The 17,560-nt window shown below is 58.5% G+C and carries 20 protein-coding genes; 6 read left to right on the top strand and 14 right to left on the bottom strand.

The window, feature by feature from the left end:
- Position 1: 1 nt before the first annotated feature.
- Both PH552_RS26705 and PH552_RS26700 read left to right on the top strand, forming a co-directional pair.
- Positions 2-373 (top strand): hypothetical protein, encoded by a 372-nt coding sequence (locus tag PH552_RS26705; RefSeq protein ID WP_162736980.1) that lies wholly within the window; start codon positions 2-4, stop codon positions 371-373.
- Between the two features lie 302 nt (positions 374-675).
- Positions 676-1,080 (top strand): barstar family protein, encoded by a 405-nt coding sequence (locus tag PH552_RS26700; RefSeq protein WP_113250154.1) that lies wholly within the window; start codon positions 676-678, stop codon positions 1,078-1,080.
- A gap of 233 nt (positions 1,081-1,313) precedes the next feature.
- On the opposite strand, the gene PH552_RS26695 is transcribed toward PH552_RS26700, so the two are convergent.
- From PH552_RS26695 to PH552_RS26685, 3 genes are all read right to left on the bottom strand, one after another.
- Positions 1,314-1,547, bottom strand: a complete 234-nt coding sequence (locus PH552_RS26695; RefSeq protein WP_113250153.1) for a hypothetical protein — start codon at positions 1,545-1,547, stop codon at positions 1,314-1,316.
- Between the two features lie 138 nt (positions 1,548-1,685).
- Complete coding sequence (locus PH552_RS26690; protein WP_113250152.1) at positions 1,686-2,273, bottom strand: hypothetical protein; 588 nt, start codon at positions 2,271-2,273, stop codon at positions 1,686-1,688.
- Positions 2,266-2,484, bottom strand: a complete 219-nt coding sequence (locus tag PH552_RS26685) for a hypothetical protein (protein ID WP_113250151.1) — start codon at positions 2,482-2,484, stop codon at positions 2,266-2,268. Before PH552_RS26685 ends, PH552_RS26690 begins: the two co-directional genes overlap by 8 nt.
- Between PH552_RS26685 and PH552_RS26680 the strand changes: the two genes are divergently transcribed.
- Both PH552_RS26680 and ligD read left to right on the top strand, forming a co-directional pair.
- Positions 2,483-2,971, top strand: a complete 489-nt coding sequence (locus PH552_RS26680) for a hypothetical protein (protein WP_285166399.1) — start codon at positions 2,483-2,485, stop codon at positions 2,969-2,971. The genes PH552_RS26685 and PH552_RS26680 overlap by 2 nt on opposite strands.
- A gap of 52 nt (positions 2,972-3,023) precedes the next feature.
- A complete protein-coding gene (gene ligD, locus PH552_RS26675) occupies positions 3,024-4,067 on the top strand; it encodes a non-homologous end-joining DNA ligase (RefSeq protein ID WP_113250150.1) in 1,044 nt (347 codons plus the stop codon).
- A gap of 198 nt (positions 4,068-4,265) precedes the next feature.
- On the opposite strand, the gene PH552_RS26670 is transcribed toward ligD, so the two are convergent.
- The 10 genes from PH552_RS26670 to PH552_RS26625 all read right to left on the bottom strand — a co-directional run bounded on the left by PH552_RS26670 (position 4,266) and on the right by PH552_RS26625 (position 13,643).
- Entirely contained in the window at positions 4,266-4,691 is a 426-nt protein-coding gene (locus PH552_RS26670) for a phage prohead protein (protein WP_113250149.1), read from the bottom strand.
- 1,203 nt (positions 4,692-5,894) lie between these two features.
- Positions 5,895-6,740 carry a Pnap_2097 family protein gene (locus tag PH552_RS26665; protein WP_162736979.1) on the bottom strand — a complete coding sequence of 282 codons (846 nt, stop codon included), beginning with the start codon at positions 6,738-6,740 and terminating at the stop codon, positions 5,895-5,897.
- A 4-nt stretch (positions 6,741-6,744) separates the two neighbouring features.
- Positions 6,745-8,025 (bottom strand): MSMEG_0569 family flavin-dependent oxidoreductase, encoded by a 1,281-nt coding sequence (locus PH552_RS26660; protein ID WP_285166398.1) that lies wholly within the window; start codon positions 8,023-8,025, stop codon positions 6,745-6,747.
- 18 nt (positions 8,026-8,043) lie between these two features.
- Positions 8,044-8,331: an MSMEG_0570 family nitrogen starvation response protein gene (locus PH552_RS26655; RefSeq protein ID WP_113250147.1), complete on the bottom strand. Its 288-nt coding sequence runs from the start codon at positions 8,329-8,331 to the stop codon at positions 8,044-8,046.
- On the bottom strand, positions 8,324-9,478 hold the full coding sequence (locus PH552_RS26650) for an MSMEG_0565 family glycosyltransferase (protein WP_113250146.1): 1,155 nt from the start codon (positions 9,476-9,478) through the stop codon (positions 8,324-8,326). The genes PH552_RS26655 and PH552_RS26650 overlap by 8 nt, the downstream gene beginning before the upstream one ends.
- Positions 9,475-10,464, bottom strand: a complete 990-nt coding sequence (locus PH552_RS26645) for a sll0787 family AIR synthase-like protein (protein WP_113250145.1) — start codon at positions 10,462-10,464, stop codon at positions 9,475-9,477. Before PH552_RS26645 ends, PH552_RS26650 begins: the two co-directional genes overlap by 4 nt.
- Before the next feature lie 3 nt (positions 10,465-10,467).
- The gene (locus tag PH552_RS26640) at positions 10,468-11,010 is read right to left on the bottom strand and encodes an MSMEG_0567/Sll0786 family nitrogen starvation N-acetyltransferase (protein ID WP_113250144.1); all 543 of its coding nucleotides are present in this window, start codon (positions 11,008-11,010) and stop codon (positions 10,468-10,470) included.
- Positions 11,007-12,128 (bottom strand): MSMEG_0568 family radical SAM protein, encoded by a 1,122-nt coding sequence (locus PH552_RS26635; RefSeq protein ID WP_183764369.1) that lies wholly within the window; start codon positions 12,126-12,128, stop codon positions 11,007-11,009. Before PH552_RS26635 ends, PH552_RS26640 begins: the two co-directional genes overlap by 4 nt.
- Positions 12,052-13,107, bottom strand: coding sequence for a Nit6803 family nitrilase (locus PH552_RS26630; RefSeq protein ID WP_113250143.1), 1,056 nt, complete (start codon positions 13,105-13,107; stop codon positions 12,052-12,054). Before PH552_RS26630 ends, PH552_RS26635 begins: the two co-directional genes overlap by 77 nt.
- 53 nt (positions 13,108-13,160) lie before the next feature.
- A complete protein-coding gene (locus PH552_RS26625; RefSeq protein ID WP_069610638.1) occupies positions 13,161-13,643 on the bottom strand; it encodes an MSMEG_0572/Sll0783 family nitrogen starvation response protein in 483 nt (160 codons plus the stop codon).
- 365 nt (positions 13,644-14,008) lie between these two features.
- Here PH552_RS26625 and PH552_RS26620 point away from each other — a divergent pair, with 365 nt between their 5' ends.
- Positions 14,009-15,412 carry an aminotransferase-like domain-containing protein gene (locus PH552_RS26620; protein WP_113250142.1) on the top strand — a complete coding sequence of 468 codons (1,404 nt, stop codon included), beginning with the start codon at positions 14,009-14,011 and terminating at the stop codon, positions 15,410-15,412.
- A 266-nt stretch (positions 15,413-15,678) separates the two neighbouring features.
- Here PH552_RS26620 and PH552_RS26615 read toward each other — a convergent pair whose 3' ends face one another.
- Positions 15,679-16,764 carry a LysR family transcriptional regulator gene (locus tag PH552_RS26615; RefSeq protein ID WP_113250141.1) on the bottom strand — a complete coding sequence of 362 codons (1,086 nt, stop codon included), beginning with the start codon at positions 16,762-16,764 and terminating at the stop codon, positions 15,679-15,681.
- On the opposite strand from PH552_RS26615, the gene PH552_RS26610 reads away from it, so the two are divergent.
- Positions 16,711-17,559: an NmrA family NAD(P)-binding protein gene (locus tag PH552_RS26610; RefSeq protein ID WP_210260784.1), complete on the top strand. Its 849-nt coding sequence runs from the start codon at positions 16,711-16,713 to the stop codon at positions 17,557-17,559. The genes PH552_RS26615 and PH552_RS26610 overlap by 54 nt on opposite strands.
- Position 17,560 lies beyond the last annotated feature (1 nt).

The raw sequence follows: 17,560 nt of genomic DNA, 5'->3' as shown, positions 1-17,560 counted from the left end.
AATGAATTTCGGTACACAAACAGCGATCTTAATAGCGATATTGGAATTGTCTGAGTTTGATTACTGCGGACTATATGAGACCTATTGGTTGGTACCAGATGGGGACATTCACAATCCCCAGTTAAATATTTCAAAGATCTGCAGTCTCAATGAAATTATAGAACTAAACTATAATCTATGCAAAAAAGGATATGCTGAATTAATTCTATTTCAAAATGGCGAACCAAAAAGGTGCAAGGACATATCTAATATAAAATATGACAGAAATTATACTCCATTTTCGATGACAAGAGATACAGGTTATGGATTGAGCACAACTGAAACGGGGGCGGAGCTGTTACACCGCCTAAAGGCCCGTGCGTTAAAAAATTGAATATTGAGACAATATTTTCAGGAGTGCCGGCCTAACTTGTAATCTTTAGAATCGCCTGAGGTCGGAAGTATGTGAAGCGCGACGGTTTAGGCGGTGAAGAAGGGGGTTTTCAGCAACCAAGAGCTTGATCAAATGTGGCGAAATCTTGGTCCTGACGCTTTCGTGCCTTCAAAGCTAACTGATCGACGTCTGCTTTCGGGAAGACGCGACTGCCAACGATACAACCGACATTGGGCGCGTTGCGGATCGGCCGGTACCGACCCCATTGCGGACATCAAGCCACGTGCATTATGTTCTGACTGATGACCAAAGAATATATCCTTGATGGATCGAAGATCACGTCGCTTGAGGCTTTTTATGAGCAAGTGAGTGAAAGACTCATTCCGGATGCATATTGGGGACGAAATCTTGATGCCTTCAACGACATTCTGCGCGGAGGCTTTGGTACACCTGACGAGGGATTGATCCTTCGGTGGACCCATTCAGAGGTCTCTCGGACAAACCTGAGCCATCCGGAAACGGAAAGACAGTTGGAGAAGCGGTTGGAACGCTGCCACCCAAGCAATCGTGAACTTGTGCGAGCCGACCTAATCCGAGCGCAAAAGAGGCAAGGGGCCACCGTTTTCGATTGGCTTGTTGAAATCATCCAAATTCATGGCGTCGGTGGTGACGAGGCCGGAGACAATGTCGAACTCGTTTTGGAGTGACGTCCGCTTTGTTCATTTCGGTCATAGCTCCGGCCAAAACAGAAAGGCTGCTTTCGATATTCGCCGAGGCAGCTCGAATGATAGAAAATGAACGCGCAGAGCGGTCAAATAAAACTCAATATTATGCGAAAAAATGCGGCTGAAATCTTGGGCAGTCGGAGGCTGGCTGAGCATCACATACCTGCACATCGACACGCTGAAGGTTTTCCCATCCACCTGAGCTAAAAGCGAGGCTAGGTCATTCGCTTCAATAGTGCGATCAGGGCGTCAGTGTTGTTGTTGGCTTCGAGCGCGAGCAACTGATGATCCACGAGATCGGCGAGCGCCAGCAAGACCTCATGTTCCGACCAACCCGCAGAAATCGCCGCACTCACCAGCTCCTGAACAGCCTTTTGAAGCGCATCCTGGCAGCGTATATTTCTGTCAGGATCGTCAGTGGTCACGAAGGGTCGTGCGATATCGGCCATTGAGGAAAGGTGAACTGATTTGCCGGCGTTGGCAATTGAATATCATAAACGCCTAAAAAGCGTATGGCCGTCCACACTTTTGGGAGTCCAGCAGGCAAATCCCGTCGGCGTTCCGTCGCACGCCTCCAATTAAAATAATCAGGCGACTTTCGATGCGAGCATTTCGTTGATGCAGTCCTCGTTGCGCGCTTCCAGCTGCTGCATCGGAAAGGCTCTGATAAACACGCGGATCGTCTCGTCGAGATCGGCACCGGATTGCGACCAGCCTGGACCGCAACTGACCTGCTGGCCGGCGAGATCCTCGACTTCGAAAAGGCCACAGGTTTCGCCAGTCTCGTCATCGACGGCAAGGTCGAGCGTACCGAAACTTCGGTGTTCGTCATTCCAGTAAACCGAAATCCTGAGAAACCGGATGCCCGACCGATTTCCGATCTCCGTCAACAGCAAGCCACGAACCTCGTCCGTCGCGAGCGGCTGCGGCTCATCCCAGCAAAGTTCCTCGTCCAAGGTCGGGTAGTCCATGACGTTCTTCAGCAGATCGCGCATTCTGCAGAGATGGTGCAGCATGTCTGGCGACTTGCCACGGAAGCCAGGCACATCGTCTCTGAACGTATCGAAGGCATGCCGGCCCAAGTAGCCGACGAAGTCATAAAGCGCCTGCGCTTCGTCCTGGCTTATGGTGAGAACACCGTCTCTCGGCCGTGGATCTCTCGAATATTCAAACATTGCTATCTCCTCCGCTTTCAAAACTCGGAACCCACCCGCGCGTAAAGCCGACGCTCATCCCGGCCTCGCTAAGTGCCAGCTGTCCTCGAACGAACTGCAGCTCGGCGAGAAGAGCGCTGATTGCCGCATGGGCGTTGCCTTTAAAGAGCTCGAGCACGTAAACCACCTGATCGAATTGCAGTTCATCCGTTTGAACGGCTGCGGCTGTCATGAGGCAATACGTCTCCTGCACCCCTAAAATTATGGGGGTCAAACTGCTGATTTGTGATATGGAAATTGCGCGGTCGGTTTTTGTTCCGGCAATTTGTTCTTATTATGTTCTCATTTTAGATGGAGTCAAGAGCACCTCCTGTTTGGCCGAAAGCGAACAGCCTGCCGGCGCAAGCCCAGAGCTTGCAGGGGAATATGACCGAAATTATTTCTATCCGCATACGGGATTGTCGATAGGTTGGAGGAGGAAAACGGCAATGACCGAGCGGTTTGTCAGCAAGTATGATGAGCCATTGACCTCGAATGATCTCGATATTTGCCAACGGGCCTTGGATGAAATCTTAACGAGGCTAAAGATTGGCAAGGACACGGAGGAAGCGCAACGAGCAGCGGCGATCATCATAGAGCTCTACCGACAAGGTGTGCATCAAGCCAAGCAATTGGTGGAACTGGCGGCGGGGCCGGGAGGAGCAGGCAATCTGGATTGATTGCCACGCGGAAAGACTCGACTCGTGAAGCTTTCTCTGCTGCACTGTTTTTATGACGAAGTCCCCGCGTAAGTCATCGAAACCACTTCTCGCCACCTCGGAAATGCCGCTGCGAAGCCGGGTGCGCAAACCTCGTGATCCAGACCAACCACGGTTGCCGCTTGATCCAATGCCGGAGCGGATCGAGCCGGCGCTGGCGCTTCTGAAATCCGAAGTCCCGAAAGGGCCGCAATGGCTCTATGAGATAAAATGGGACGGTTATCGTCTCGCCATTCATGTTGAACCAGGCCGCGTACGGATCCTCACGCGTGGCGGCCACGATTGGACCGATCGCTTTCCGACGATCGCTAACGAGGCCACGGACTTCGGTACAACGATGATTCTCGATGGAGAGGCTGTCGTCCTGGATGAGCAGGGGAAGTCGAGCTTCGGCGCTCTCCAGCGTGCCCTTGGGGGAAGGGGAGGGCACCGCCGGGCGGACGAGGCAATCTTCTATGCTTTCGATCTCCTTTATTTCGATGGCCATGACCTCACGAAGCTGGATCTCACCGAACGTCGACAGATCCTGGATGGCCTTCTCGTCGATCATGCAGGCGTCATAAGGCTATCCGAGGAAGTCGAAGCCGATGGCGACGAGCTGTTGGCCGCCGCATGCGCGCACGGCCTCGAGGGTATCATCGCGAAGAACCGCGAGCAGCCCTATCGCTCTGGTCGTACCGGTGATTGGATCAAGGTGAAATGCGTCCAGAGCGACAGCTTTTTCATCGTCGGCTATGAACCCTCCGCTGTTGCACACGGCGGGATCCGCAATTTGTTTCTCGCTGCCTACAAAGGAAACGATCTCATCTACGTCGGCAACGTCGGAACAGGCTTCAATGAGCGCGATGCAACCAGGCTTCGCAAGGATTTGGATAAGCTCAAGACCTCGCGGGCGCCGATTGCCTTTAAACAGCGCGGCGTTGTCTGGGTTCAGCCAACGCTCATCGCCGAAATCGAATATCGTGCCTGGACGGATGACGGCAAACTGCGCCATGCTTCCTATAAGGGACTCAGAGAACGGCAGGACAACGCCGACGTCTACCGTCTGCCGCAATGAGGCTCAGAACCATCCTCTAAGCGCGATCGGTATGGAGGTGATCGCGTTTCGGACATCGCGTGGTTGATCGCGGGTCGGTGAACACGTCGATCTCCTCCTTGGCCGGCGCGAAATCAGTCCTCTTACTCTGAGAGGGCAAAAGCTCCCTGTCGAACGCGCAACCCGAAACGACGCCGGGCGTGGCCCAGAAACAACATTTCAACCGGTTGGCAATGAATCCAGGATCGGATCAGGTTTAAAAATCTCTGGTCCAAAACAGAGGCGGCCGTCAAAAGGCCGGATGTCCCGTAGATCCATACCGTCGAGCGCAAACGAAACGTGGGGTGTGTAGTCTCGATAAAACCACGTCATCCCCGCCCGGCGAAACTCAGCATGACGGCGTGCAAGCTTAGCGGAACCAAAGGCCAGTACGAGGATGCCTCCAAAGTTCAGGACAGCTCTTCGTTGGCTCGCGCGGACCGTCAAATCGTGCGCGGCGGGAACCAACTGCCGCCCGACGTTCGGGTCGTGGAATTTGCCGATCGTGACATGTAACGCGGTCGCAGGCACGATCTCCTGGAAGCCTTCGGTGATCGCCCATTCAATTAAGTCGTTTCGATTAAGAAGTTCCCTGATGACGAACATGCGCTTCTTTCGCGGGAGTTTCAGGAAGGCAAGATTGTTGGCCTAGCCCGGTTTTCTGCGGTTGAATATCTATTGGATGAAGGATTCGCTCTCACCACCACCCATCCGATCGCGGTTGACACTGATTTCGCGGGCCTTTCCGATCCGCCAAGGTTTTCACAAAGCTGCTGCGTGGCATCGCCGTCTGGTCAAAGGTGCGCGGCTCGCGCCAAATACTGGTTCACGTTACAACCGGCAGTGCCTTCAAAAACGCCGATCGGCTGCTCCGCGCTGGTGGAGGTCGGACTAACATGGAGAGCTTGAACCATTTCGCGCTCTGAACTGTAATTCCTTTTGGACGGAGTTAATTTCCGATCTCGGTACCTTGCCCTCTTCGAAAGACAGGATCCCTGCCTTCTTTCCTGAGCATGCCCTGCGAAAGGCGCGGTCGATGGGTCCATGGACGAACACATAGCGATTAAGATCAACGCAGTTGGGTTGTCCCGTGGCAACAGGATTGCCGTCTGCATCACATCGCACCGTATAGTGAAAAATCGCGGCCGTGGCCGACAATCGGCTCAACGCAGCGCTCTCGCTAAACATTTCCCATAAAAAATAAGAGGGGATGGCTATGACGACGAACACTGTCCCTGGACATGACGTGCGATACGCTGAGGGTTTCCCCTTCATCCGACATTCGGAAGTCCTATATTTTGGCTTCGGGCACTGTTCCCATCGCTGCGTTTTCCCTATTAATCCGGTCTTTGCTCCGTTTCTACACCAACTTCGAGAACGAAATTTGACCTGTGGTCCATAAGCCATCTTACCACACAGGCCATCGCGACATTTATAATGTGTTGATATTTCAATATGTTAGAGAAAATAAGGCGCGGCCGACGGTTCGCATCCCCTCAAGAGCTGGCAAGTCACGTTCTAAATGCTTTCCTGTCTTGAGGCTGCCTGTACAGAAGAAGAAAAAGACCGCGATAGCGAGCGAAGCATTGTCTCAAGAAGCGTTTGAAGCGCACTAATACCGGGAGATCTATGATGGGTGTTCCGCAAGAGGAGCGAAAGCTCATCATTTGGCAAGCGCCCGTGGGAAATCGGCACGAAGCGGAGGCTTCCCGATGTAGTTCGTCCAGCAGATCGACGAGACTGAGAAACGCCAGATGCCGATTGTCGGGCACTGGTGATTTCAATGGGTCCCGACCCTAGTAAATAAACCTAGGCAAACCACGTTGTGACTAAGCCCAGTCTTGACCCGTCCGCTCGATAAAACTCGACAACCCATCTGACATTATCATCCGAACTTCGAACTTTGAGTTCGATTGCCTCTCCGGGATTGATATTGCCGTGAAAAAACACGTCGCGCCGCATCAGTTTGGACGGTGGCGCAGTATCCTCGATCGCTCTCGTGGCAAGTGCCTGGAAGTTTGCAAAATAAAGCAGTCCCGCGCCGTTGAATTCCTCCTGGAAACTCGGACGGATGATCGTTGCTCGGGCAAGCCTAAGCTCTGCCAAGGAGATATCGGAGACAACATCTGATTGACCGCGCCGGAACGCCGCTGCCGCTGCAGCAAGGGAATTGGAGAGGCGAGGCTGGGTTGGGCCTGTGGCTACTCCCATCTTGGTCAGCGATCGGTTGTCGCCGCCTTTTTCTCTCGCAACGAAGGCAGACAGGATTTCGACAACAGCGATTATGCCGACACCAATAGAAACATGGTGGATGCTAATGTGCTGTGTGCGAGACACCTGCGACATCGAGGAATGAACGACCAGCACATCGTTGGCTCTGGCCAATTCAAGGCGCGCCTGCATAAGCGATGTCGCACAGATCGCGGCATATGCCTCGCGTCCATCGGGAGTCCGGAAGTCGGCGTCTTCCATGTCCATTTGCTGCGCCAGCATCAACCAGTGGCGGTGGCCGAGCTCTTTCATCAGCCATGTCTCGGACAGGCCAAAAGGATTGAGATGCGGCATGCCGAGAAGGATATGCGGATCAAGAGCGCGCTCCATCAGCGCGCGCTTGGCGGATGTTTTCGTGGAGGTATTGAGAAACGCGACACCCATCTGATCATCGACCCGTCGCAGCTTGTCTGAAGGGCTTCTCGCCGGCGCTCTCAAGGTAGCCTGCCAGGTGGCCGACCACGTGTTCCGCATCCTTGCCGACGGCCAGAAAGCGGCCCGAGCCCCAGGTCCAGAGCCATGGCAGGCCGAGCACATAAACACCCTCTATACCCGTCACACCGCGTCGCTGGACTGGATAGCCGGTGCCATCGAAGATCGGCAGTCCGACATAGGACCAGTCCGGTGTGAAACCTGTAGCCCAGATGACGGATGAGATGCCCTCGGCGGCAAGGTCGAGTTCCGCCGGTTCCGACGCCGGTTCCCAGAGGGGGGAATAGACGCTGGCCGGTGGCGCATCGATGTTATGGGCGGCGATATGCTTGTCGATCAGGGCGTTGATGCCATTATAGACCCGGTCGGCATTGTCGAGATTGGCCTTGAGGTTGGGCGCAAACAGCATCCTGCCACCTGAAACGCCTTCCATGCGGCCATAGAGCTTCATGCCTTCGAGCGCGAATTTCCTGAGGTCGAGATCCCGACCGCCGTCGCGGCCGGTCAGGTAGTGGTTGGTGTCGTGCTTCTTCTTCGTCATTCCGTCATGCTCGACGGTGATCTCGTATTGCCCGACATCGGAGAGCCAGTCGACGACATCCCGGCCGCGGTAGAAGCGCGCGCACCGCGGCGCGTTACCGGTGACCATATGCACCTTGCGGCCGGCGAGATGCAGGTCCTCGGCGATCTGGCAGCCGGACTGGCCGGAACCGACGACGATCACCGCGCCTTCCGGTAGTTGCTGCGGATTGCGATAATCGACAGTGTGAAGCTGCAGGATCTCGTCCGGTAGCCGCTCGGCAGCGCGCGGAATTGCCGCGCGGGCATAAAGGCTGGTCGCCAGCACGACACTGTCCGTGGTGACGGTGCCTGCCGATGTTTCGACCCTGAACGAACCGTCCGACATCCGCTCCACCGAACTGACCGCGGTATGTTCGAAAACCGGTGCATCGACCTTTTTGATGAAACGGTCGACATAGGCGATAATCTGGTCCTTGACCATGAAGCCATGTGGATCGTCGCCGTCATACGGGTGGTCGGGAAGCTGGCATTGCCAGTTCGGCGTCACCAGGCAGAACGCATCCCAGCGCTCGTCCTTCCACTTGTGCGTGACGGTTTTCCTCTCGAAGACGACGTGATCGATGCCGTGTTTCTTCAGATAGTGGCTAGCGGACAGGCCCGCCTGGCCTCCGCCGACGACAACGGCGCTGTAATGCGGCTTGAGGGGCAAAGTCATGACGGTTCCTTTCGGCGGTCAAAGAATGAATTGCTGGCAGCGGACGCGCGCATCGGCGTCGTCAAGAAAGAGCGCGCCGGCCGCCTCGATACGGGCAAGCTGGCCACGGGCAAGCGAACAGGGGTAACCGAACTTTGCCTCGACCCGGTCGCTGGCGATGGTCAGCGCCTTGCGGCTGCGGTCGAGGAAGTCGCGGATCGGATAGGTCTGGCCCTCCTCGAAGAAATCGCGGATCACCAGCGAGGGCGAGTAAAAGCTCTCCTCCCGGCCATCGGGCCAGGCAATGACGAAGCGCATTTCAGGCATGGGCTTTCTCCTTCAATGTCGCATAGGCGGAGAGATGGGCCTCTGCGACGCGCCGCCAGGAAAAGCGGCTGGCGACATCGAGACCTCTCGGGATGATGCGGTTGCGGATTTGCGGGACGAGCGCCAGTGCCATGGCTTCGGCGATGGAGGCCGAATGACGCGGGTCGCACCAGATGACATCGTCGCCGGCGAGATATTCGGTGAACGGCGCGATCGACGAGACAATGACTGGCACGCCGCTCGCCATCGCCTCCAGAACCACAAGCCCGAAACCCTCCTTCAGCGAGGGAAAGACCAGCGCATCCGCGAGACGGTAAAGGTTCGGCATGTCCTCGTCGGCGACCGGGCCAATGAGGTGGACGGCCGAGGCGTGTTCGCGCAGCAGAGCCAGTTCAGAGTGGAATTCGTCCTGGTAACCGCTGTGGTCCAGCAGTGATGCACCGCCGGCGATCACCAGTTGGGCCTCCGGTTGTACGGCGCGCAATTGCCGGAAGGCATCGAGGATTCCGATCGTGTTCTTGCGGGCTTCCACCCCGCCGATACTGAGGAATAAGGGACCTGTGGGAAGTTTGAGACGATCCCTCAACGCCGTCTGCTCACCGCTCCAGCTCGGCGAATAACGTGTGGTATTGACGCCGTTGCCGACGACGGATGCCGATTTTCCCTGTCCCTCCAGATAGTGCTGCCACGTGGCGCTGACGGTGAAGAAGAGGGCGGCCTCATCGATGGAGCGGTGCTGCAGTTCCATCAGCCGCGGATTGGCGAACTGATCGACATGGTGGACGGTTCGCGCATATCGTCGGATGAAGCCACGTTGCTTCAGCACCGCCATCGCATTGCCGGAAATGCCGTCATGGGCGTGGAAGACGTCGAATGCCCGCGCTGCCGGCTTTTCGAAATGCTGCACATAGTCTGCGATCCGCTGTTCTACCATGGCGGTCATGTCGGAGACGGCGGGGCCGACGGGAAACGGCATCGCGCCGCATTCCGCCTTGCGGAAAAAACCGTTTCCTTTGGAATCGGGAGCGTGCAGGACGACGTCATGGCCGAGCGCCGTCAGTGCCTCGGAAAGCTGCATGGCGTGGACAACGCCGCCGCGCGGATTGGTCGAATGGGCCAGCATGGCGATGCGCAGAGGACGGTTCATGCGGCATCCTCCCGCTCGTGTTTTTCGCCGGTGCGTCCAAGGCCCAGGAGCGGCACCCTGGCATGGTCGCGGATGACCGCGCGGTTGCCATCGGCGCTGATGGCGACCTCGCTGCCGGCATTGACCGTGCCGATAGCGGCCGCGGCGATGCCGCGTGCGGTGAAGATTTTGAGGACGGCTTCCAGATTCGCGGGCGCGACCGACAGGAGGTAGCCGTAACTCGGAAATGTCGACAGCCAGCGCTCCAGAGCGACGCCTTCGGGCAGGGGGATGGCCGTCAGATCGATATCGATGCCGACGCCGGAGCACTCCGCCAGCATGATCGCCGTGCCGGGTATGCCGCCCTGGCTGATATCCTTCGCAGCGAAAGCCAGTTCGGCTTCAGCAATCCCGGCCATGATTTCGAGGTCGCCACGCAGCCGCCCAGGCGGCGCGTCGGTTGCTGCCTCCCAGTTGTTGAACGGCTCGCGATAACGGCCGCGATGATCGACGGCGGCGATCAGGGTGTCGCCGGGCTTGGCATCGAAACTCGTCAGCAACTTTTTCGCTCGGCCGAGGATCGCCACAGAAAACTGGTGGCGGTCGGTGCGGATATTCGTATGGCCGCCGACGATCGGCACGCCATAGGTGGCGGCCGCAGCGCGCATCCCTTCCAGCACCGGAGAGGCGTTCTCCTCGCCATTCGCCCAGACCGCATCGACCACGGCAACCGGCCGGCCGCCCATGGCGACGACATCGGAAATATTGACCATCACCCCGCACCAGCCGGCAAACCACGGATCGGCCGCAACGAATTCGTTGATGAAGCCTTCGATGGCGAAGAGCAGGTAGCCGTCGCCATCGGGCAGGGCGGCACAGTCGTCTCCGACGGCGATGGATTGGCCAGCCAACCCCAGCCCGGCGGCGATCCTGCCGATATCGGCTTTTGCGGCAACGCCGGATGAGGCGATTAGTTTGGCGGCGAGTGCCGTGACATCGATCACCATGGGTCACGCTGCCTTTCTCGGAAGCGCGATGAAACCGGCTTCCGGGGTGGGGCAGGGCGGATACCAGGCGAGGTCGGCCTTCATCCGGAGATGCGGTTTGCCGTAAATTTCGAATTCCTCGATCACGTCCCAATGAAGCCGGCGGAAGAGCAGGCCGTTCTGCGCCTGCACATTGGCGAGGAACGTGTGGCAGCCCATCGCATTGGCCGAGGAGACCGCGAGCTTGATGAGGGTCGCGCCGAGCGCGCCAATCTTGCGGAAATCCTCGTGGACGGCGAGGCGCGAACCCCACCACAGCCCCGGTTCTTCCTCGTGGATGCGCACCGTGCCGACCAACCGGTCGGAGGCGACGCCCATCATCGACAGTGCAACGATCGGGATGGCGTGGTCGTCGATCGCGTCGCGGTCGTCAGTGTCGAAAATCTTCTGCTCGTCGCAAAAGACGGAACGACGAAGCGCGTATGCCTGCTGCCGCTCCCATGACGAGGTGGCGAACTTCACCTGGAACTCGGCGGCGCGATAGGGGGCGAAGGGTTCGAGCATCATTTGGTCAGCATCCTTTCGTAGGTCGAAAGGGCTGAACAGGCGCCGCATTTGCCGCAGCCGGCCTTGATGTCGGCGGCCTTCAGGCCGCTGTCGACGAGCATTTTCGAGAGCGGGGACAGGATCGAATGCATGAAGTCCGGCTTCGGCGCCGGATGGCTTTCGAGCGGCGTGCCTGAGATCGGCACGAAGGGCACGACGAAGGGGTAAACACCGATCGCAACCAGCTTCTCGCAGATGTCGAGGATCGCTTCGCGAGTATCGCCGAGACCGGCGAGAATATAGGTCGAGACCTGGCCGCGGCCGAACACCTTCACGGCAGCCTTGAAGCTCTTCATGTAATTTTCCATCGAGACCTGTGCCTTACCCGGCATGATGCGCGCCCGGATTTCCGGTGTGACGACTTCGAGATGCATGCCGAGCGCGTCGACGCCGGCATCTTTCATGATCTGGAACCAGACATCGTCTTCCGGCGGCTCGCATTGTGCCTGGATCGGGATGTCGACGGCTGCCTTGATGGCGCGGGCGCTGTCGGCGAGGATGGATGCGCCGCGATCCGAACCCTTCGGTGTTCCCGTCGTCATCACCATATGCTTGACACCATCAAGCTCGACGGCCGCCTTCGCCACTTCGGCAAGCTGCTCCGGCGTCTTGTGGGCGATGGTGCGGCCGGCGGCGAGCGACTGGCCGATGGCGCAGAACTGACAGGTCTTAGTGCGGCTTTGATAGCGGATGCAGGTCTGCAGCACCGTGGTTGCCAGCACATCGCGGCCGTGCAGGACGGCGATCTGCGAATAGGGAACGCCATCCGCCGTGCTGCGCTCGTAGAAGCGGGGCCGCAGCGGGAAGGAGACTTCGCCAAGCACGCGGCCATCGCGGCTGATGCGGCTCTTGCCCTCCTCATCCGGCTTTTCGACCAGATAGGGGCTTTCGAAGGCGGGTGCGGTGTGGACCGGAACCATGACGGTCATGCCATCAATGGTCATCGGCTTGTGGTCAGAAGGGCCGGCGCCGCCACGGCGGCTTTCATGACCCGCCTTCGGATCAACCAGCCTGGCTCCGAAGGACTGCAACTCGTTGATCAGAATCTCGGTCGGAAGACGTGTTGTCGAAGTGTCCATCGGAATTGCTCCTTTCGGTGGAAGCGGGGGCGGTTTCGAAAGATGTCCGGGAGGCGACCATTGGTGCGGTCGCACGTCCGTCGATGACGAGATGCAAGAGTTCGGGTCGGGCGTAGTGACCGACGGAATCCATCATCCGCTTGCGCTTGACGATCAGGCTCATATCGAGGTCGGCGATCACCATGCCTTCACCCTCGGCGAGGGGTGGGGCGAGGTGCTTGCCTTCCGGAGAGACGATCGCCGTCATGCAGCCGCCGCGCAGGGCCTTTTGCAGCCCCTGGTCCGGCGTGATCGAGGTGATCTGCTCATCGGTCAGCCAGCCCGTCGCATTGACGACGAAACAGCCGCTTTCCAGGGCATGATGGCGGATCGTCACTTCTATCTGCTCGGCGAAGATCGGCCCGACCATCGAGCCCGGGAACTGGGCGACGTGGATCTCCTCGTGCTGGGCCATCAGGGCGTAGCGGGCGAGCGGATTATAGTGCTCCCAGCAGGCAAGCGCGCCGATCCGGCCGACATGGCTTTGGACCACCGTGAGGCCCGAAGCATCGCCCTGACCCCAGATCATCCGCTCATGGAAGGTCGGGGTGATCTTGCGGCGCTTGAGGATCAGCGCCCCGTCGGCGTCGAAAACGAGCTGGGTATTGTAAAGAGAGCCATGGTCGCGCTCGTTGACGCCAAGCACGACGACGATGCCGTGATTGCGAGCTGCTGCGGCGATGGATTCCGTCGCGGCGCTCGGCACGGTGACGGCCTCGTCGTAGAGCCGGACATGTTCCTTGCCGGAAAGCACCGGCGGCAGGACAAAGGAGAAATAGGGATACCAAGGCACGAAGGTTTCCGGGAAGACCACCAGTTCGGCACCCTTGCCCGCGGCCTCATGGATTGCTTCCAGAACCCGGGCCAGCGTCTTTTCCCGTGAGGTGAGATCAGGTGCGATCTGCACTGCGGCGGCCCGCACAATTGATTTCTTTTCCATGGCGAACTCCTTTTGGGCGGATGAAAGCGGGGCCCCGCCCCGCCTCCGGTCGGTCAGAGCGTCCAGGTGTCGAGGATGAAGGCGCCGTCGCGGCGGTGGATCAGGATGAGGTCGAGGACATCGAGCGGGCTGATCGGGGTGATGCCGGGGATCAGCGAGCCTTCGCCATGGCCGTAAAGCGCCTGCAGCGCGAAACGGCAGGCATAGACCTTGCCACCTTCTTCCATGAAGCCCTTGATCTGGTTGTTGAAGTTGAGATGGCCCGGAAAAGCTTCCGCTCCGAGTTTGGGGAAGCCACGCTGCACGCCAAGCGTTACGCCGGGACCGTAAAGCAGCACGGACGTCTCAAAGCCTTTGCGCTTGAGGCGCTTGGCCTGGAGAAGGTTGACGAGACCGATCGATCCCTCGAAGGCGACGGTATGGAAGGTGATGAGGGCTTTCTCACCCTCCTTGGCCTGGACATCCTCGAAGACCTTTTCTTCGTAATCGACAAGGAAATCGCCGTCGGCATGGGCGGGTGCGGTAACTGCGGGCATGAATGGCTCCTATGTTGATGTCAGGCCCCGTCGCGGGGTACGCCATTCAATTGCAAAGGCCATGCCAATATGAAGTTTGCCTAAAATGCGTTCAAATTGTCGAAGAAAGCATTCAATTCTCCCGTCATTTACTTGCTCTGCACTTCTCGTTGCCGAAAGCTGCGCCAAAAGGCTGCCGAAAATGGAAGCGACAATGCACATAATGAATACCTCCAATATGCATTCAATTTTGCGAGTGAGTGTTTGCGAGCGGCTGCTAGCGCCTCGAGCCACAAGAAAACGCGGCCGGTATATTATTTTAGGTGACAAGAGGCCGATGCAACAATATACGGTCAATAAAAACAGTTTAACCGGATTGCGGACACATGAAACGATGGGTTCCCGACCTCAGCCGCAGCAGCGGCCCGCGCTACATGGCGATCGCCGATGTCATCGAACTCGACCTGCGCAGCGGTAACCTTGTCGTTGGGGATCGACTGCCACCGCAGCGGGAACTCGCCAAGCAGCTCAACATCGACTTCACGACGGTCGCACGCGGTTATGTAGAAGCGCAAAAGCGCGGGCTGGTGAAGACTCATGTTGGCCGCGGTACGTTCGTGACCGGTGGCCTGGAAAAGGAGCGGCTCGGTTTCTCCTCCGATGCCGTTCCTGATATCCGACGAACGTCGGCGGTCGATTTCTCCATGAACATGCCGCCGGAGCCGGACGACCCGGATCTGCTGGCCCGCATGCGGGAAGGGCTGTCGTCAGTCGCGACAAATCTCGTCTCTCTGCTTCGTTACCAAGGCTTTGGTGGTGCTGGCATGGACAAGGAGGCGGCGGCTGCCTGGCTTAGCCGGCGCGGGCTGGTGCCGTCGCAGGAGCGGATATTCGTCACCCCCGGAGCGCATCCGGCGCTGCTGGCGATCTTCGGCATGCTGGCAAAGCCGGGCGAAACGGTGCTTTCGGAAAACATCACCTATCCCGGCATGCGGTCGATCGCCGCGCAGCTGCGCCTCAACCTCGTCGGCCTGCCGATGGATGAGGACGGCATTATTGCCACCGCATTTGCCGAGGCCTGCGAGACGCTAAAGCCGAAGGCTCTCTATCTCAATCCGACGTTGCAGAACCCGCTGACGCTAACCATCCCGGAGGGACGCCGCGCCGAGATCTGCGCCGTTGCCCGCAAGTATCACGTGCCGATCGTCGAGGACGATGCCTATGGCTTCATCCCGCAGCATAGCCCGCCGCCGCTCGCCGCCATGGCGCCGGATTTGACCTGGCATATCGGCGGGCTCGCCAAATGTATCGGTGCAGGTCTCAGGCTCGCTTACGTGGTCGCGCCAGACTCGAAGGCAGGCTGGCCGTTCGTCGCAGCGATGCGCGCCAATAACGTTATGGCCTCGCCGCTTGCCACCGCGCTTGCCACGCGCTGGATAGAGGACGGAACGGCCGACAGCATCCTGCGCTTCATCAGAGCCGAAGCCGCGGCACGGCAGGCGCTTATCGCGGACGTGCTGCCCGCTGGCAGCTATCGCGGCGACGCGATAAGCTTCAATATCTGGCTGCCGCTCGTTCATGGCTGGACGCGTTCGACATTCGGAAGCCACATGCGTTCCTCCGGCCTAGGTGTCGTCGCGAGCGATGCCTTCACGGTCGATGGACCTGCGCAGGAAGCGGTTCGCGTCTGCCTCGGAGGACCGATCCAACGGGACAAGCTGAAGGCCGCCGTGGAATTCATGGCCCATGCGCTTGAAGGCGCACCCGAAATGTCCGGCTCCTTTTTCTAGAGAATGTGCTAAACGCCCGAATGCCTGATAGATCCTGCGTGACAGCATCACTGCGCCGGTCGGTTGGAAACCGCCTCCCAGACCTTTGGCAATGGTGACGAGATCGGGCACGATATCTTCCTGCTCCAAAGTGAAAATCGTTGGGCGCCGATTGAAACTCATGCCGCGGATCTGTCTGGTGCCCGGAAGCCTCGACCCAATAAGCCGGAGCGTCGAATGCATATTGACAGATGGACGCGAGCGGATTTGCTGTTGCCAAGTGCAAACTACCTGCCGTTCGCCAGCAACGGATCTGCCAGCCAGTCATTCCCGGCAACGTTCGTCTCGCGCAGGTAGTCAACGAAGACGCGTACGGCGGGCGAAACCTCCCGCTTGCTGGGAAACACCAAACTGACCGGCAGCGGCGGGAGCGACCACTCTGGCAACACTCGTTCGAGTGTTCCCTCGAGAATGTCGTTACCACACAAATAGGCGGTCACAGCGGCGATCCCGGCGCCACCCCTCACCAGTGCGCAGATTGTCAACATATCGTTGACCTCAACTCTGGCCGTCGGTGAGATATTCCGGCTCTCATCTCCCCTAACCAGACGCCACGGTCGCGGCTTACTGCTCGCCGTCGGCAAGTCGATGATCTGATGGGAAAGCAAGTCTTGCGGTTCGTTCGGGTGATCGCATCGATCCAGGTAGGATTTTGCCGCACAGATATATTGCGTCAGTGTCCCGAGGCGGGTGGCGACCAGTGCTGAATCGGCAAGCGGTCCCATGCGGATCGCCACGTCCACCTGTTCGGAAACCAGTTCAGCATTGCGGCTGGTGAGGTCGATCGAAACGCTGATCTCCGGATAACGATCAAGAAAGCCAGGCAACTGTCGGCCGAGAACATTTATGCCGAACCCGATTCCGGCGCTGATCGTGAGCCTGCCACGCGGCGTGTCCGCCAAACTGGTTGTGAAGACCGCAACGTCTTCAAGTCCGGCGAGCAGATCCCGAGCGCGCTCGTACAGCGCTTGCCCCGCCTGCGTCAGCGCCACATCGCGTGTCGTCCGCTGGAACAATCGGATTGCCAAATCACGTTCGAGCCGGCTGATCGCCCGGCTGACGCTCGACTTGGGCATACCGAGGGCGCTCCCTGCATCAGAGAAACTGCGCAGACCGGCCACCTTGTTGAAGACGCGCAAGTCATTGAGGTCAATCATCGGGATCCATTGTTCCATTCCGTAGACGATAAGTCCACGGAACGGATCGATCCTTTTGTCGATTCGCATCGTTCCCTGCCAAAGCGAAACAGGAAAACAACCATGACGAACATAACGACACTTGTTGTCGGCGCGTCCGGCAAATTCGCCGGTCATGTCGTGCCCGCTCTAGCCGTCCGCGGGGCGCACATCCGTGGTCTCGTCCGGGACCACAGCCGAGAGAGTTCGGTCCGTGAACATGGAGCAGCAGAAACGGTTGTCGCGGACTTGACCGATCCGAAGAGTGTCGCGAGCGCGCTCGAAGGCATAGAGCGGGTCTTCTACATCGCACCGGCTTTCATCCCCCGCGAGGCCGATATTGGCCGAAATTTCGTGACGGCGGCGGTCCGCGCGGGTGTCCGGCGGATCGTATTTTCCTCGGTCTTCCATCCTGTGATCGCCGGCCTTTCAAACCATTCCGCCAAGGCTTCAGTCGAAGACATGATCCTCGAATACGGGATCGAATACAGTTTCCTGCACCCCGCGCTTTACTTTCAGAACTTCGAGGCGATGTGGAAGAAGGTGGCTGTGACCGACGTACTGGCTGAGCCCTGGTCCTGTGACACACGCTTCAGCAGAGTCGATTACCGTGACGTCGCCGAAGTCGCGGCCATCGCCCTCACTGAAGACCGCCTGCTCTACGGCACGTATGAGCTCGCGTCCGACGGCTGGCTTAACCGCCACGATGTTGCCCGCCTCATGGGCGAAGCGCTTGGCCGATCGGTTCGGGCAGAGCGGATCGATCCGAACTCGCTTGGCGACGACATTGCACCCTTGAGGCCGATGTTCGCGCATTACGACCGCACCGGCTTGCGCGCCAACGCTCTGACGCTGCGAGCGATCCTCGGCCACGAACCGCGCCAGCTCGCCGAGTACTTCAATGAACTCGCGGCCACCGAGACGAAGCGATAAG

Source organism: Rhizobium aureum, assembly GCF_030182495.1.
Lineage (GTDB): Bacteria > Pseudomonadota > Alphaproteobacteria > Rhizobiales > Rhizobiaceae > Rhizobium > Rhizobium tropici_C.
Note: the sequence above shows the minus strand (reverse complement) of the source record. Positions and strands in the feature narration are given on the sequence as shown.

What these genes read in the sequence shown, in the direction of transcription:
- PH552_RS26705 (WP_162736980.1), top strand. Translation starts at nt 2, where the DNA reads ATGAATTTCGGTACACAAACAGCGATCTTAATAGCGATATTGGAATTG.
- PH552_RS26700 (WP_113250154.1), top strand. Translation starts at nt 676, where the DNA reads ATGACCAAAGAATATATCCTTGATGGATCGAAGATCACGTCGCTTGAG.
- PH552_RS26695 (WP_113250153.1), bottom strand. Translation starts at nt 1,547, where the DNA reads ATGGCCGATATCGCACGACCCTTCGTGACCACTGACGATCCTGACAGA.
- PH552_RS26690 (WP_113250152.1), bottom strand. Translation starts at nt 2,273, where the DNA reads ATGTTTGAATATTCGAGAGATCCACGGCCGAGAGACGGTGTTCTCACC.
- PH552_RS26680 (WP_285166399.1), top strand. Translation starts at nt 2,483, where the DNA reads ATGAGGCAATACGTCTCCTGCACCCCTAAAATTATGGGGGTCAAACTG.
- PH552_RS26685 (WP_113250151.1), bottom strand. Translation starts at nt 2,484, where the DNA reads ATGACAGCCGCAGCCGTTCAAACGGATGAACTGCAATTCGATCAGGTG.
- ligD (WP_113250150.1), top strand. Translation starts at nt 3,024, where the DNA reads ATGACGAAGTCCCCGCGTAAGTCATCGAAACCACTTCTCGCCACCTCG.
- PH552_RS26670 (WP_113250149.1), bottom strand. Translation starts at nt 4,691, where the DNA reads ATGTTCGTCATCAGGGAACTTCTTAATCGAAACGACTTAATTGAATGG.
- PH552_RS26665 (WP_162736979.1), bottom strand. Translation starts at nt 6,740, where the DNA reads ATGGGTGTCGCGTTTCTCAATACCTCCACGAAAACATCCGCCAAGCGC.
- PH552_RS26660 (WP_285166398.1), bottom strand. Translation starts at nt 8,025, where the DNA reads ATGACTTTGCCCCTCAAGCCGCATTACAGCGCCGTTGTCGTCGGCGGA.
- PH552_RS26655 (WP_113250147.1), bottom strand. Translation starts at nt 8,331, where the DNA reads ATGCCTGAAATGCGCTTCGTCATTGCCTGGCCCGATGGCCGGGAGGAG.
- PH552_RS26650 (WP_113250146.1), bottom strand. Translation starts at nt 9,478, where the DNA reads ATGAACCGTCCTCTGCGCATCGCCATGCTGGCCCATTCGACCAATCCG.
- PH552_RS26645 (WP_113250145.1), bottom strand. Translation starts at nt 10,464, where the DNA reads ATGGTGATCGATGTCACGGCACTCGCCGCCAAACTAATCGCCTCATCC.
- PH552_RS26640 (WP_113250144.1), bottom strand. Translation starts at nt 11,010, where the DNA reads ATGATGCTCGAACCCTTCGCCCCCTATCGCGCCGCCGAGTTCCAGGTG.
- PH552_RS26635 (WP_183764369.1), bottom strand. Translation starts at nt 12,128, where the DNA reads ATGGACACTTCGACAACACGTCTTCCGACCGAGATTCTGATCAACGAG.
- PH552_RS26630 (WP_113250143.1), bottom strand. Translation starts at nt 13,107, where the DNA reads ATGGAAAAGAAATCAATTGTGCGGGCCGCCGCAGTGCAGATCGCACCT.
- PH552_RS26625 (WP_069610638.1), bottom strand. Translation starts at nt 13,643, where the DNA reads ATGCCCGCAGTTACCGCACCCGCCCATGCCGACGGCGATTTCCTTGTC.
- PH552_RS26620 (WP_113250142.1), top strand. Translation starts at nt 14,009, where the DNA reads ATGAAACGATGGGTTCCCGACCTCAGCCGCAGCAGCGGCCCGCGCTAC.
- PH552_RS26610 (WP_210260784.1), top strand. Translation starts at nt 16,711, where the DNA reads ATGACGAACATAACGACACTTGTTGTCGGCGCGTCCGGCAAATTCGCC.
- PH552_RS26615 (WP_113250141.1), bottom strand. Translation starts at nt 16,764, where the DNA reads ATGACCGGCGAATTTGCCGGACGCGCCGACAACAAGTGTCGTTATGTT.